Raw genomic sequence first — 14,061 nt, 5'->3', positions numbered from 1 at the left:
ATGAAAACGCAAACAGTCTTGCTTTTCAAACATTTCTACTAAAAAACAATTAAAAATTTCTTAGGGGGTACAATACCTTGAAAATGCGTAAAGTTGGAATGGCGCTATCATTAGTTCTTGCTGCTGGAACACTTTTAGGTGCTTGTGGAAAAAGCGATGACAACAAGGGTACAGAGACTACTAAAGGTGGAGAAAAGGCAAAGAAATTCTCCGTAGCAATGGTTACTGACGTCGGCGGCGTAGATGACAAATCCTTTAACCAGTCTGCATGGGAAGGTCTTCAAAAATTTGGTCAAGACAACGGAATGAAAAAAGGTAAGGGCGGATATGATTACCTTCAATCCAAATCTGACGCAGATTACTCCACAAACTTAAATACTCTTGCACGTCAAGATTTCAATTTAGTATATGGTATCGGTTTCTTAATGCAAGCTGCAGTTGAAGAAATCTCGAAACAACAAAAAGATACAAACTTCGCTATTATTGATGCGGAAGTTAAACAACCTAACGTTGCCAGCGTACTTTTCAAAGAGCAAGAAGCAGCATTCCTTGCTGGTGTAGCAGCAGCACTACAAACAAAATCTAACCACATTGGTTTCATTGGCGGAATGGAAATTCCTGTAATCGAGCGTTTTGAATCAGGATTCTTAGCTGGTGTTAAGGCTGCTAAGCCTGAGGTGAAAGTGGATATTCAATATGCTGGTGCATTTGATAAAGCTGAACTTGGCCAATCCATCGCATCTAAAATGTACTCTTCTGGCGCGGACGTAATTTTCCACGCAGCTGGTGGTACTGGTAACGGTCTATTCAAAGAAGCAACTGACCGTAAAGCAAAAGACCCTAGCAAAGAGATTTGGGCAATCGGTGTTGACCGTGACCAAGCTGATATGGGTCCAGACGTTGTTCTAACTTCTGCTCTTAAACGTGTAGACGTAGCGGTACAAGACCTTTCTAAGAAAGCAATGGATGGTAAATTCCCTGGCGGCGAAAGCATTTTATACGGTTTAGCTGAAGATGGAGTAGGCGTAGCGCCTATTAACAGCAAAGCATCTAACAAAGATGCTATCGAAGCAGCTGTTAAAGACTGGGTTGAAAAAATCAAATCAGGTGCTGTAAAAGTTCCTGGAACTCGTGATGAATTAAAGAATTTTAGCGCAAAATAAATGACATAAAAGGAATAAGTGGGATAAAAACATTCCTGCTTATTCTTTCTTAATGAAAATCCTAACTGAAGCGTAGAATGATATTCTACTTTTCATTTAAGATTTTATCGGGGGAAATTTCCCTGTTTTTTTAAACCACTGAAAGGTCTGACCTCTTACTACTCTTGGTCGAAATTTCCTTTTACCTTTATCACAGGGAGTGAGAAAAAATGGAATATGTAATTGAGATGCTTAACATCCGTAAAGAGTTTGGCGGCTTTGTTGCGAATGATAACATTACCCTTCAATTAAAAAAGGGAGAAATTCATGCTTTACTCGGTGAAAATGGAGCGGGTAAATCAACATTAATGAACGTGCTTTTTGGACTTTATCAGCCAGAACAAGGTGAAATCCGAGTAAAAGGAAAGCCAGTAAATATTACGAATCCTAATATCGCGAATGATCTTGGAATTGGGATGGTGCATCAGCACTTTATGCTCGTGGATACATTTACGGTAACCGAAAATATTATCCTTGGCAGAGAAATCACGTCTGCTGGCCGAATTGATATTAAAAAAGCAGAGCAAGAAGTACGTCAAATTTCTGAACGTTACGGACTATCAGTAGATCCGCAGGCTAAAATCTCTGATATTACGGTTGGAATGCAGCAAAGGGTCGAAATTTTAAAAACTCTATACCGCGGAGCGGAGATTCTAATTTTTGACGAGCCGTCAGCTGTATTAACACCTCAGGAAATCAAAGAGCTAATGCAAATTATGAAAACGCTTATTAAGGAAGGAAAATCCATCATTCTCATTACCCATAAGTTAAAGGAAATTATGGAAGTAGCGGATCGCTGTACCGTTATTCGTAAAGGTAAGGGGATTGGAACTGTAACTGTAAGCGAAACAAATCCGAATGAGCTTGCAAGCCTTATGGTAGGTCGCGAGGTTGTCTTTAAAACGGAAAAGAAAGAAGCAGCGCCAAAACAAAATGTTCTGGAAGTTAATGATTTAGTCGTAAAGGATACCCGTGGGGTATCGATTGTTAACGGTTTATCTCTTGACGTTAGAGCTGGAGAAATTGTCGGAATAGCAGGTATCGATGGAAATGGTCAATCTGAACTAATTGAGGCCATTACCGGCCTGCGCAAATCAGAAAGTGGCAGCGTCAAGTTAAATGGAAAAGAATTATTGAATATGACACCGAGAAAAATTACCGAATCTGGTGTTGGTCATATTCCACAGGACCGCCATAAACATGGACTAGTTTTAAATTATCCAATTGGCGAGAACATTGTTTTACAGAATTATTATAAAAAGCCTTATTCCAAAAATGGAGTTCTTAACTTCAGAGAAATATATAAGTATGCAAAGAAAATTATTAGTGAATTTGACGTTCGGACTCCAAGTGAATATACCTTGGCGCGTGCTCTTTCTGGAGGAAACCAGCAAAAAGCGATTATCGGACGTGAGGTTGACCGCAATCCAGACTTACTGATTGCTGCACAGCCTACTCGCGGCTTGGATGTCGGAGCAATCGAATTCATTCACAAGCGCTTAATTGAACAGCGGGATAATGGAAAAGCAGTCTTGCTTCTTTCCTTTGAATTAGATGAAATTATGAATGTCAGCGACCGGATTGCCGTTATATACGAGGGGAAAATCGTAGCTGTTGTTAATCCAAAAGAAACAACTGAACAAGAACTAGGATTATTGATGGCAGGATCGAATAGAAAGGAAGCGGGTGAAGGAACGCATGTCTAAACGCTTAACAGGCATTTTAACGCCAATTATTGCAGTATTATTAGGTATTATTGTCGGAACAATCATTATGTTGGCCAGCGGTTATAATCCTGTAGACGCCTATACCGCTTTATGGAATGGGGCATTTGGTGAAACGTATTATGTTGGGGAAGTAGTCAGACAATTTACACCTTATATTTTAGCTGGTTTAGCGGTAGCATTTGCTTTCCGTGTAGGCTTATTTAATATCGGGGTTGAGGGACAATTTATTGTAGGCTGGCTGGCTTCAGTTTGGGTCGGTGTATCGTTTGATCTTCCGCGTGTCATCCATTTGCCGCTTGCTATTTTAGCAGCGATGGTTGCGGGAGCACTCTGGGCCTTTATTCCTGGCTTTTTAAAAGCACGTTTCCGTGTTCATGAAGTAATTGTAACAATCATGATGAACTATGTTGCTCTTCATACAACCAACTATATTATTAGAAACTTCCTTGCTGCAAAAAGCGGCGACAAAACAGAACAAATTCATGAGTCCGCGTCACTGCGTTCTGAATTTCTTCAAAGTATTACGGATTACTCTCGTCTTCATTGGGGAATTATTATCGCAATTGTATGTTGTATTATTATGTGGTTTTTACTTGAAAGAACAACAAGAGGTTTTGAACTAAGGGCTGTTGGATTTAACCAGCATGCTGCACATTACGCAGGGATGAGTGTCAATAAAAATATTATACTTTCCATGTTAATTTCTGGTGCATTCGCAGGCCTTGCCGGTGCAATGGAAGGATTAGGAACGTTTGGCTATGCTGCAGTTAAAGGCGGCTTTACCGGTGTCGGATTTGAGGGGATTGCTGTTGCTCTATTAGGGGCAAACACATCTCTAGGTGTATTTTTTTCTGCAATCTTATTCGGTATTTTAGAAGTTGGAGCTCTGAACATGCCTCTCGAAGCGGGTGTACCAAACGAGCTTGTAAGTATCATTATTGCATTGATTGTATTCTTTGTAGCATCAAGCTACATCATAAGAGTATTTCTTGACCGATTCAGTAAAAAGGAGGTGAAGTAAGTTGAGTTTAATGGATATCTTAATGATTGTTGTTCCATCCACGTTGTTGTGGGCAGCTCCACTTGTCTTCACTGCATTAGGCGGAATTTTCTCGGAACGTTCAGGGGTCGTTAATATCGGACTTGAAGGGTTAATGGTAGTCGGAGCTTTTTCAGCGATTGTTTTTAACTTAACCTTTGTAGATACCTTCGGCAGTGCAACTCCTTGGATTGCTTTAATCGTCGCTATGATTGCCGGGGCTATATTCTCCTTATTTCATGCCGTTGCATCGATTACATTCCGTGCTGATCATACCGTTTCGGGTGTTGCGATTAACTTACTTGCAACAGGACTTACTCTGTTCTTGGTCAAATTAATTTATGATAAAGGTGAAACTGGAATTATCAGCAAAGGTTTCAGAAAGATTGATATTCCGATTTTAAAAGATATCCCTTTTATCGGAAAAATCTTCTTCCAAAATACGTATTGGACATCTTTTTTAGCGATAATAGTTGCTATCATTGTATGGTATATCGTATTTAAAACTCCATTCGGTCTTCGTCTTCGCTCAGTAGGTGAACACCCAATGGCAGCAGACACAATGGGAATCAACGTTACTAAAATGCGCTATCTTGGCGTTATTATTTCAGGAGCTCTTGGCGGAATTGGCGGTGCTGTTTATGCACAATCAATTACTTCAAACTTCAGCCACTCTACGATTAGCGGGCAGGGTTTCATGGCGCTCGCCGCAATGATTTTTGGTAAATGGCATCCACTTGGTGCTCTTGGTGCTGCATTATTCTTTGGCTTCGCACAAAGTATTAGTATCATCGGTTCAAGTTTGCCATTCCTAAAAGAAATTCCAAATGTATATTTATTAATCGCTCCTTACGTGTTAACTATCTTAGCATTAACCGGATTCATCGGTCGTGCCGATGCACCAAAAGCAGTTGGTACACACTATATTAAAGGAAGCCGTTAATACTAATTAAAACCCACAGTTCCATGTGAACTGTGGGTTTATTTTTTTTGAAAAATAAGAGTAAACGCTTGAATTGACCAAGCTTGGCAAATTATAGTAAAAAGTATAGGTTTCTTTTGAAAGGAAAAGATATAAAGAAAACTGTTCTTACATATTAAGGAGGAAAGCTAATGGAGGGTGCAGTTGAAAAAGTTATTGAAATGCAGGGATATAAACTCCATATTGTTGAAACAGAAAAATATAAAACAAATACTTTTGTATGGAGGATGAAAGCCCCTTTAACAAAAGAAGATGTGACAAAAAGGGCGCTTCTTCCGCAAGTATTACAAAGCAGTACGGCACAGTATTCTTCAACAACAGCCTTACGTTCTTATTTAGATGAACTATATGGAGCCACCCTGTATGTGGATTTAGCCAAGAAAGGCGAATACCATGTTATGAGCTTCTCTTTGGAAATCGCCAATGAAAAATTCTTAAGTGATTCAGAACCTTTATTAAAAAAGGGATTTGAATTATTAGCGGAAGTATTAACAAAACCAAACACCTCAGGTAACGCCTTTGATAAAGATACCGTTGAAAAAGAAAAGCGGACGCTAAAGCAAAGGATTCAATCCGTATATGATGATAAAATGCGTTACTCGAATGTTCGTTTATTAGAGGAAATGTGTAAGGGGGAACCGTACGCCCTCCAGGTAAATGGGGAAGCTCAGGATGTTGACTCAATTACTCCAGAAAATTTATTCGAGTTTTATAATCAAGTCTTTTTAGAAGATGAAATGGATCTTTATATTATTGGTGATGTTAAAGAAGAAGAAGTTAAAAAATATGCTTCAGAATTGCTTCATTTTGAAAATCGATCGCCAAAAGAACGTGCAAAACAAGAAAATTCAAAACCTGAAAAAGTCAATGAGGTTAAAGAACAGCAGGATGTAAAGCAAGGGAAACTAAATATGGGTTATCGAACCAATATTGTCTATGGTGATCCTGATTATTTTGCCCTGCAAGTGTTCAATGGCATATTCGGGGGCTTTTCACATTCTAAGTTGTTTATCAATGTCCGTGAAAAGGCAAGTCTTGCCTATTATGCATCAAGCCGGCTTGAAAGTCATAAAGGCTTGATGATGGTTATGTCAGGTATTGACTTAAAGAATTATGACCAAGCCGTCGGTATTATTAACGAACAAATGGATGCAATGAAAAATGGAGACTTTACGGATCAGGAATTGGATCAAACCAAAGCGGTAATACGTAATCAAATTCTCGAAACCATTGATACTTCCAGAGGGTTAACGGAGATTTTATATCATAATGTCATCGCGGAAACACAAATTAGTCTTGACACGTGGCTCTCTGAGATGGAAAAGGCTACCAAGGAAGAGATTACTGCGGTAGCGAAAAAAATTGAGTTAGATACGATTTATTTCCTAACAGGATCGGAGGCGGGTGCATAATGGAAAAGATTAATTTTGACCAGCTTCAAGAAGAACTTTATCATGAAAAATTGCCCAATGGCCTACAGGTCTATATTTTGCCGAAGAAGGGTTTTAATAAAACCTATGCAACCTTTACGACAAAGTACGGATCGGTCGATAACAACTTTGCCCCCCTGGGGAAAGATGAGTATGTGAAAGTCCCCGATGGAATTGCTCACTTTTTAGAACATAAGTTATTCGAAAAGGAAGACGGGGATGTTTTTCAGCAATTCAGCAGGCAGGGAGCTTCTGCCAATGCCTTTACTTCGTTTACACGAACGGCTTATTTGTTCTCGAGCACATCAGATGTCGAAAAGAACCTGGAAACATTGGTTGACTTTGTTCAAGATCCCTATTTTTCTGAAAAAACGGTGGAAAAGGAAAAAGGAATCATCGGTCAAGAAATTACCATGTATGATGATAATCCCGATTGGCGCTTATATTTTGGTTTAATTCAAAATCTTTATAAGAATCATCCAGTTAAAATTGATATTGCCGGTACGATCGAATCGATTTCTCATATCACGAAGGATTGGCTTTATGAATGTTACAATACCTTTTATCATCCAAGCAACATGCTGCTGTTTATTGTCGGCCCAGTTGACCCGGAGCGCTTTATGACCCAGGTAAGAGAAAACCAGGCAAAGAAAGAATACAAAGATATGCCAGAAATCAAGCGTAAATTTGAAGAAGAACCTTTAGATGCAGCTGAGAAAAAACAGGTGCTGCAGATGAATGTGCAAACGTCTAAATGTCTTGTGGGAATTAAAGCGCTTCATGTAGATCAAACGGGAAATGAAATGTTAAAAAATGAATTAACGATGAATGTCCTCCTTGATTTGCTGTTCGGCAAAAGCTCAGCAAATTTCGATCAGCTTTATAATGAAGGGTTAATTGACGAAACGTTTTCCTATGATTATACCCAGGAACAAGGCTTTGGCTTTGCGATGGTTGGCGGAGATACCGGCGAACCTGATCAGCTTTCGGAAAAGTTAGAAAAAATGCTTATAGAGGCAAAGAATGGAGCGGCTTTCACGGAGGAACAATTAGCGAGGGCAAAAAAGAAGAAAATCGGTGCCTTTTTACGTGCGGTCAATTCCCCTGAATACATTGCAAATCAATTTACACGATATGCTTTTAACGATATGAATTTATTCGATGTTGTCCCAACGCTTGAAAAAATAACCTTGAAAGATGTACAATCACTGGCATCAGAGGTTATTTCAGAAGAACGTTTTTCAGTATGTCAAGTAATTCCTAAAAACAAGAAATAGAAAAGCGGAGGCGCCGCAAAAGCTGGCGCTTTTTCGCTTTGTCAATTATTTAGAGAGAGTGACGAGAATGAAAAAATATGCATTGATAACGGGGGCGAGTGGTGGAATCGGTCAAGCGGTTGCTTATAATCTGGCAGCAAAAGGATACAACCTATACTTGCATTACAATCAGAATGAAGCCTCAATTAAAGCACTATTAGACAAGATTGTTCCATTTGGCGGTGAATACATGCCAATTAGTGCTGACCTTTCTGCACCAGATGGTTATAAACTAATTTGCCCGCACATCTTTTCGCTGGACGCGATGATCCATTGCGGCGGAAACAGTCAATACGGCCTCCTTGTCGATTTGGAACATAGGGATGCAGAAGCCTTATTAAATGTTCATATTCTCAATCCTTTAATGCTGAGCAAAGAACTCCTCCCCAAACTTTTGAGTAAAGGGTCAGGCAGTATTATTGTCATTACTTCTATCTGGGGTCAAACAGGTGCTGCCTGTGAGGTAGCCTATTCAACAGCCAAAGGCGCTCAGATTGGTTTTGTAAAGGCACTTAGTAAGGAAGTAGCCTTAAATGGCATTCGTGTTAATGCCATTGCCCCTGGAGCCATAAATACGCCAATGATGGAAGGATTTTCACAGGATGAGATAAAAGGGATTGAATATGAAATTCCAATGGGTAGACTTGGGCAGCCTGAGGAAATTGCTAAAAGTGTAGCCTTTTTGCTTTCAGAAGAATCAAGTTATATTACTGGCCAAGTCCTTGCCGTTAATGGCGGTTGGTATACATAAAAGTTCAAAAGTTTCTATGTATAGTTCATGCCTCCCCTTCACAAAATAACCGTGTACCATTTTAAAGGAGGTAATTTACTATGTCAGTTTTAGATAACTGGAAACAGTGGGAAGACTTTCTTGCTAATCGTCTCCATCATGCACAAAATGAGGGAATGAGTGAGGGGGCAATTAGCAAACTTGCTCTTCAGATTGGTGATTATTTAGCAAACCAAGTCGAGCCAAAAAATGAGCAAGAAAGAATTCTATCAGACCTCTGGTCAGTTGCTGACCCAGAAGAGCAGCAGGCAATTGCCAATATGATGGTTAAACTTATTAAGAATAATGGATAATCATTAAAAAGAGAGGAGGCAGCTCCTCTCTTTTTATTTCAGAGATATATTCCACGTTTTTTCTTTCATCTTGCATCAAAATCATTTATGATAAGGTTTAGATAAAAAGATATATGAAAAATTTGTCGAAACTTCTTTAGGGGGTAAGCAGTTTTATGAAGAAAGAATGGTATTTAGAATATGAGATTCAAAAAAATAGGCCTGGACTTTTAGGCGACATTTCATCCCTCTTAGGAATGCTTTCTATTAATATTGTAACCATCAACGGAGTTGATGAAGGCAGACGGGGTCTTTTGATTTTAGCAAAAGATGACGATCAAATTAAACGACTTGAGTCAATTTTAAATACAATGGACACAATAAAATTAATAAAACTAAGAGAACCAAAACTGCGTGATCGTCTGGCTGTTAGACATGGCCGATATATTCAGAGAGACGCAGATGATAAAAAAACATTCCGCTTTGTAAGGGATGAGCTTGGATTATTAGTTGATTTTATGGCAGAATTATTTAAGCAGGAGGGGCATAAGCTGATAGGTATTCGTGGAATGCCTCGTGTAGGAAAAACGGAATCAATTGTTGCCTCTAGTGTTTGTGCCAATAAGAGGTGGTTATTCGTCTCTTCTACCCTCTTAAAACAAACGATTCGGAACCAACTTATTGAGGATGAGTACAATGCTGACAACCTATTCATCTTGGATGGAATTGTTTCCACACGCCGTGCCAATGAACGACATTGGCAGCTCGTTCGTGAGATTATGCGATTGCCTTCTGTTAAAGTAATAGAACACCCTGATATCTTTGTCCAAAACTCCGAGTACACCCTCGATGATTTTGACTATATTATCGAGCTGAGGAATAATGTTGATGAAGAGATTACATATGAGGTAGTGGACCAAAATAATTTATTCTCCGGATCTGATTTTGGAGATTTTGATTTTTAAAAATTGGAAGGTGTTAATAAAGTGACTGAACTAGGGAATCGACTAAAAGAAGCCCGAATAGAAAAAGGATTTAGCTTAGATGATTTACAAACGATGACAAAAATTCAAAAGCGCTATTTAATCGGCATTGAAGAAGGCAACTATTCAAGTATGCCTGGGAATTTTTATGTCCGTGCCTTCATTAAGCAGTATGCAGAAGCACTAAACCTAAATCCTGATGAAATTTTTGAAACATATAAAAGTGAAATTCCGGCAAGCTTAAATGATGAATTACCTCAACTCTCAAGGGTCAAAACCCATAAAGCGATTTCGGAGGGGAATTCAAAAATCTTTGATATCCTTCCGAAAGTATTAATTGGTGTTTTTGTCATTGGCGTTGCTGGTCTATTATATTATTTTCTTTATAATCATGCGGGTAAGAATTCCAATGAATCGTTAAGCAAGGATAACGAACAAGTTAAATTCGTTAAATCAGAGAATCTCGAAAAAGCAAAAGCAAATGAGCTTGAGAAGAAAGATTCTGAAAAAGCGAAGGAACCTAAAAAAGAAGAAGAGAAGCCGCCAGTTGTTGAAGCACCTAAGCAAGAATTAGCGGTCGTTCAAAGCAGTGGAAGGAATTCTACCTATTCTTTGAAAAATGCAGACAAGTTTATCGTGAAATTGGTAGCTACTGGTAAATCTTGGGTTGGTGTTAAAAATAGTACGGGAAAAATGGTCAATCAATGGACTCTTGATAAAGATAAGCTACCAAGCCAAACAGTAGATTTGACAACAGAAAGCAATGCTGTAATTCGGGTAGGGAACGCTGCAGGCGTTGAAATCTATGTGAATGACCAAAAACTCGAGTACGCTATCGCACCGACGCAAAATGTACAGAACATTAAGATTCAATATGTTCCCAAAACCCAATAGTCATCTAGTGATGACTATTTTTGGCATGCATAATAGTTAGTTGTTGCGTTTTCTTATATAGGAGGATACACAAATGAATTTACCTAATAAAATTACGGTTTCAAGAATATTGCTTATTCCATTGTTCTTGATTATCATGCTTGTCCCTTTTGATTGGGGTGACATGACCTTTCTTGGAGCAGACATGCCTGTAACTCATTTTGTCGGAGCGTTGATTTTTATCATTGCGTCGACAACCGACTGGATTGATGGGTATTATGCCCGTAAATTGAACCTTGTCACAAATATGGGGAAATTTCTTGATCCGCTTGCTGATAAATTACTTGTTTCAGCTGCACTTATCGTTCTCGTTGAGCTTAATGATATTTATGCACCATCATGGATTGTCATCATTATTATCAGCAGGGAATTCGCTGTAACCGGTCTCCGCCTCTTGCTTGCAGGAGAAGGGGAAGTAGTGGCAGCGAATATGCTTGGAAAAATTAAAACCTGGACACAGATTATCGCGATTTCTTCGCTTTTATTACATAATATTATTTTTGCTATGATTCCATTTCGTTTTGATATCGTTGCGTTATGGGTTGCGATGATTTTTACGATTTGGTCTGGCTGGGACTATTTTGCTAAAAATAGTCATGTTTTAAAAAATTCTAAATAGACTTTGGGGGCGATTCATGATGAATGCTGAGATTATCGCTGTTGGTTCGGAGCTGTTGCTCGGTCAAATTGTAAATACGAACGCGCGCTTTTTGTCTCAGCAATTAGCTGGGCTCGGTGTTGATGTTTTTTTTCACACGGTTGTTGGCGATAATTCGGACAGGCTTAAGAACGCGATTGAAATTGCCGAAAAGCGTTCGCAAATCATCATTTTTACTGGCGGTCTCGGACCGACAAAGGATGATTTGACGAAGGAAACGATTGCCCGCCATCTAGGCAAAGAGCTTGTAATGGATGAAGCGGCTTTAACTTCGATTGAGGATTATTTCAAAAGGACAAACCGTGTGATGACGGATAACAACCGAAAGCAAGCTCTTGTATTAGCAGGTTCAGATATTCTTCCGAATGATCATGGCATGGCGCCTGGAATGGTACTCGAGCAGGATGCCCATATTTATATGCTTCTGCCAGGTCCTCCAAAGGAAATGGAGCCGATGTTCCTTCATTATGGAAGGAAAGCATTTTCTCCTGAAGGCGACACCAATGAGAGGATTGTTTCGCGAGTTTTGCGGTTTTTCGGTATTGGGGAAGCGGCTTTGGAAACGGAGATATTGGATTTAATAGACGCTCAAAGCAATCCTACCATTGCTCCACTTGCCGGAGATGGTGAGGTTACCTTAAGGCTTACAGCCAAGCATACGGATGAAACTGTTGCAGGAACGATGCTTGATGAGGTGGAAAGTAAGATAAATCAGCGCGTTGGTGAGTTTTTATATGGCTATGACAATACTTCTCTTTTGAATGAATTGACGAAAATTTTAAAAGAAAAGAAGTTAACGATTACGGCTGCTGAGAGTTTAACTGGCGGGATGTTTCAAAAAGAAATTACCTCGGTTTCAGGCGCGAGCTCTGTTTTTAACGGAGGAGTTGTCTGTTATTCAAATGAGGTAAAACAACGGGTTTTGAGGGTCTCTGCTGAGACGCTAGATAAGTTTGGCTCCGTAAGTGAGCAATGTGCTTCGGAGTTGGCGGAAAACGCAGCTTCGATTTTTGGCACTGATATTGGGATTAGTTTTACCGGTGTGGCGGGTCCTGATGAATTAGAGGGTAAACCGGTAGGCACGGTTTACATTGGGATTGCGTTCAAGGGGATGCCGACAGCTGTTGAAAAGCTTGTGCTTGCTGGCACCCGGGAAGCTAACAGGGTTCGTGCTGTTAAGTATGGATGCTATTATTTAATAAAGATGTTGAAAGAATCACAGAATGCTTAATAAGGTTCTGTGATTTTTTTATGGGTTATGTAGGAGTTTCATTGCCCATCTGAGTGGAAAAAGCGGTCGTACGGTAAATGAAATGTCGCTTCATTGCCCGAGAACGATGAAAAAGTGGTCAAACGGTAAATGAAACGGTTTATGCATACTTTTAAATCAGTTTTCAGTTAACTTCATGAAAAGTAGTTTTCTCTGCAAAATCATCTTGAAAAACAGTTTATTATGGGGATATTTGTCTGTCTTAACAGTATAAATAGTTTAGAAAAAAGTCGAATGAATGTTCGATTTTTTACTCGACAAATATCCTAAAAGAGGTTATATTATTAATAGGTTTTATTTGATAGATTTAGGCAATAAGCTTGTGTTTATATAGATAAGGGAGGAAATGATTCGTGAGTGATCGTAAAGCGGCCTTAGAAATGGCGCTAAAACAAATCGAAAAGCAATTTGGTAAAGGCTCAATAATGAAAATGGGTGAGCAAACAGAAACAAAAATTTCAACTGTTCCATCTGGATCATTAGCACTTGACACAGCACTTGGAGTAGGTGGATATCCAAGAGGACGTATTATCGAAATTTACGGGCCAGAGAGCTCAGGTAAAACAACCGTAGCCCTTCATGCCATCGCTGAAGTCCAGGCAAAAGGCGGACAAGCAGCGTTTATCGATGCTGAACATGCCCTAGACCCAGCGTATGCCCAAAAATTAGGCGTCAACATTGATGAACTATTATTATCCCAGCCAGACACTGGTGAACAAGCACTAGAAATCGCTGAAGCACTAGTACGAAGCGGAGCAATCGATATTATTGTTATTGACTCTGTAGCTGCTCTAGTACCTAAAGCGGAAATCGAAGGTGAAATGGGAGACTCACACGTTGGATTGCAAGCTCGTTTGATGTCTCAAGCACTTCGTAAACTTTCAGGTGCAATCAATAAATCAAAAACAATCGCTGTCTTTATCAACCAGATTCGTGAAAAAGTCGGCGTTATGTTCGGGAACCCTGAAACAACTCCTGGGGGCCGCGCCCTCAAGTTCTATTCCACCATCCGTCTAGAAGTACGCCGTGCTGAAACACTAAAGCAAGGCAATGACATGGTCGGAAACAAAACAAAAATTAAAGTCGTAAAGAACAAAGTTGCCCCTCCATTCCGTACAGCAGAAGTCGATATTATGTATGGAGAAGGAATTTCAAAAGAAGGCGAAATCATCGATTTAGGTTCCGAATTAGATATCGTTTCTAAGAGCGGTTCTTGGTATTCTTATAACGATGAAAGACTAGGCCAAGGTCGTGAAAATGCAAAGCTTTACCTAAAAGAAAACCCTAGTGTCCGCCTTGAAATTCAACAAAAAATCCGTGATCACTATGGCTTAGATGGTGATAAAACAGTGACTGAAACTGATGATGACGAGCAATTTGAGTTACTAGATAAATAAAAAGAAGAGCAAAGCCCAAGAAAAAGGGTTTTGCTTTTTTAAAACAATTTGCATAAATATAC

Annotated in this window: 13 protein-coding genes; all 13 read left to right on the top strand. The window is 39.4% G+C overall.

The window, feature by feature from the left end; translation table 11 throughout:
- The first annotated feature begins 77 nt into the window (after positions 1 to 77).
- The 13 genes from ACIFOT_RS23535 to recA all read left to right on the top strand — a co-directional run bounded on the left by ACIFOT_RS23535 (position 78) and on the right by recA (position 13,999).
- Positions 78 to 1,163 carry a BMP family lipoprotein gene (locus ACIFOT_RS23535; RefSeq protein WP_430068624.1) on the top strand — a complete coding sequence of 362 codons (1,086 nt, stop codon included), beginning with the start codon at positions 78 to 80 and terminating at the stop codon, positions 1,161 to 1,163.
- A 209-nt stretch (positions 1,164 to 1,372) separates the two neighbouring features.
- Positions 1,373 to 2,908, top strand: coding sequence for an ABC transporter ATP-binding protein (locus ACIFOT_RS23530; protein ID WP_430068621.1), 1,536 nt, complete (start codon positions 1,373 to 1,375; stop codon positions 2,906 to 2,908).
- Complete coding sequence (locus ACIFOT_RS23525; protein WP_430068618.1) at positions 2,901 to 3,950, top strand: ABC transporter permease; 1,050 nt, start codon at positions 2,901 to 2,903, stop codon at positions 3,948 to 3,950. The genes ACIFOT_RS23530 and ACIFOT_RS23525 overlap by 8 nt, the downstream gene beginning before the upstream one ends.
- A 1-nt stretch (position 3,951) precedes the next feature.
- Complete coding sequence (locus ACIFOT_RS23520) at positions 3,952 to 4,911, top strand: ABC transporter permease (protein WP_430068615.1); 960 nt, start codon at positions 3,952 to 3,954, stop codon at positions 4,909 to 4,911.
- Positions 4,912 to 5,081: 170 nt separating this feature from the next.
- Entirely contained in the window at positions 5,082 to 6,362 is a 1,281-nt protein-coding gene (gene yfmF, locus ACIFOT_RS23515; protein ID WP_430068612.1) for an EF-P 5-aminopentanol modification-associated protein YfmF, read from the top strand.
- A complete protein-coding gene (gene yfmH, locus ACIFOT_RS23510) occupies positions 6,362 to 7,657 on the top strand; it encodes an EF-P 5-aminopentanol modification-associated protein YfmH (RefSeq protein ID WP_430068609.1) in 1,296 nt (431 codons plus the stop codon). Before yfmF ends, yfmH begins: the two co-directional genes overlap by 1 nt.
- 67 nt (positions 7,658 to 7,724) lie before the next feature.
- Positions 7,725 to 8,447, top strand: a complete 723-nt coding sequence (ymfI, locus tag ACIFOT_RS23505) for an elongation factor P 5-aminopentanone reductase (RefSeq protein ID WP_430068605.1) — start codon at positions 7,725 to 7,727, stop codon at positions 8,445 to 8,447.
- A gap of 80 nt (positions 8,448 to 8,527) precedes the next feature.
- Positions 8,528 to 8,779, top strand: coding sequence for a DUF3243 domain-containing protein (locus ACIFOT_RS23500; RefSeq protein ID WP_430068602.1), 252 nt, complete (start codon positions 8,528 to 8,530; stop codon positions 8,777 to 8,779).
- A gap of 155 nt (positions 8,780 to 8,934) precedes the next feature.
- Positions 8,935 to 9,723, top strand: a complete 789-nt coding sequence (locus ACIFOT_RS23495; RefSeq protein ID WP_223588453.1) for a DUF3388 domain-containing protein — start codon at positions 8,935 to 8,937, stop codon at positions 9,721 to 9,723.
- Between the two features lie 21 nt (positions 9,724 to 9,744).
- The gene (locus ACIFOT_RS23490; protein ID WP_430068599.1) at positions 9,745 to 10,635 is read left to right on the top strand and encodes a helix-turn-helix domain-containing protein; all 891 of its coding nucleotides are present in this window, start codon (positions 9,745 to 9,747) and stop codon (positions 10,633 to 10,635) included.
- Between the two features lie 73 nt (positions 10,636 to 10,708).
- Complete coding sequence (pgsA, locus tag ACIFOT_RS23485; RefSeq protein WP_430068596.1) at positions 10,709 to 11,293, top strand: CDP-diacylglycerol--glycerol-3-phosphate 3-phosphatidyltransferase; 585 nt, start codon at positions 10,709 to 10,711, stop codon at positions 11,291 to 11,293.
- A 19-nt stretch (positions 11,294 to 11,312) separates the two neighbouring features.
- Entirely contained in the window at positions 11,313 to 12,563 is a 1,251-nt protein-coding gene (locus ACIFOT_RS23480; protein WP_430068685.1) for a competence/damage-inducible protein A, read from the top strand.
- Positions 12,564 to 12,955: 392 nt separating this feature from the next.
- Positions 12,956 to 13,999, top strand: a complete 1,044-nt coding sequence (gene recA, locus ACIFOT_RS23475) for a recombinase RecA (RefSeq protein WP_430068594.1) — start codon at positions 12,956 to 12,958, stop codon at positions 13,997 to 13,999.
- Positions 14,000 to 14,061: the final 62 nt, after the last annotated feature.

The organism is Neobacillus sp. NRS-1170, assembly GCF_050468025.1.
This window is presented reverse-complemented; position numbering and strand designations above follow the sequence as displayed.

Coding starts and splice junctions, on each gene's coding strand:
- ACIFOT_RS23495 (WP_223588453.1), top strand. CDS start 8,935: ATGAAGAAAGAATGGTATTTAGAATATGAGATTCAAAAAAATAGGCCT.
- ACIFOT_RS23500 (WP_430068602.1), top strand. CDS start 8,528: ATGTCAGTTTTAGATAACTGGAAACAGTGGGAAGACTTTCTTGCTAAT.
- ACIFOT_RS23530 (WP_430068621.1), top strand. CDS start 1,373: ATGGAATATGTAATTGAGATGCTTAACATCCGTAAAGAGTTTGGCGGC.
- yfmF (WP_430068612.1), top strand. CDS start 5,082: ATGGAGGGTGCAGTTGAAAAAGTTATTGAAATGCAGGGATATAAACTC.
- yfmH (WP_430068609.1), top strand. CDS start 6,362: ATGGAAAAGATTAATTTTGACCAGCTTCAAGAAGAACTTTATCATGAA.
- ymfI (WP_430068605.1), top strand. CDS start 7,725: ATGAAAAAATATGCATTGATAACGGGGGCGAGTGGTGGAATCGGTCAA.
- ACIFOT_RS23525 (WP_430068618.1), top strand. CDS start 2,901: ATGTCTAAACGCTTAACAGGCATTTTAACGCCAATTATTGCAGTATTA.
- pgsA (WP_430068596.1), top strand. CDS start 10,709: ATGAATTTACCTAATAAAATTACGGTTTCAAGAATATTGCTTATTCCA.
- ACIFOT_RS23480 (WP_430068685.1), top strand. CDS start 11,313: ATGAATGCTGAGATTATCGCTGTTGGTTCGGAGCTGTTGCTCGGTCAA.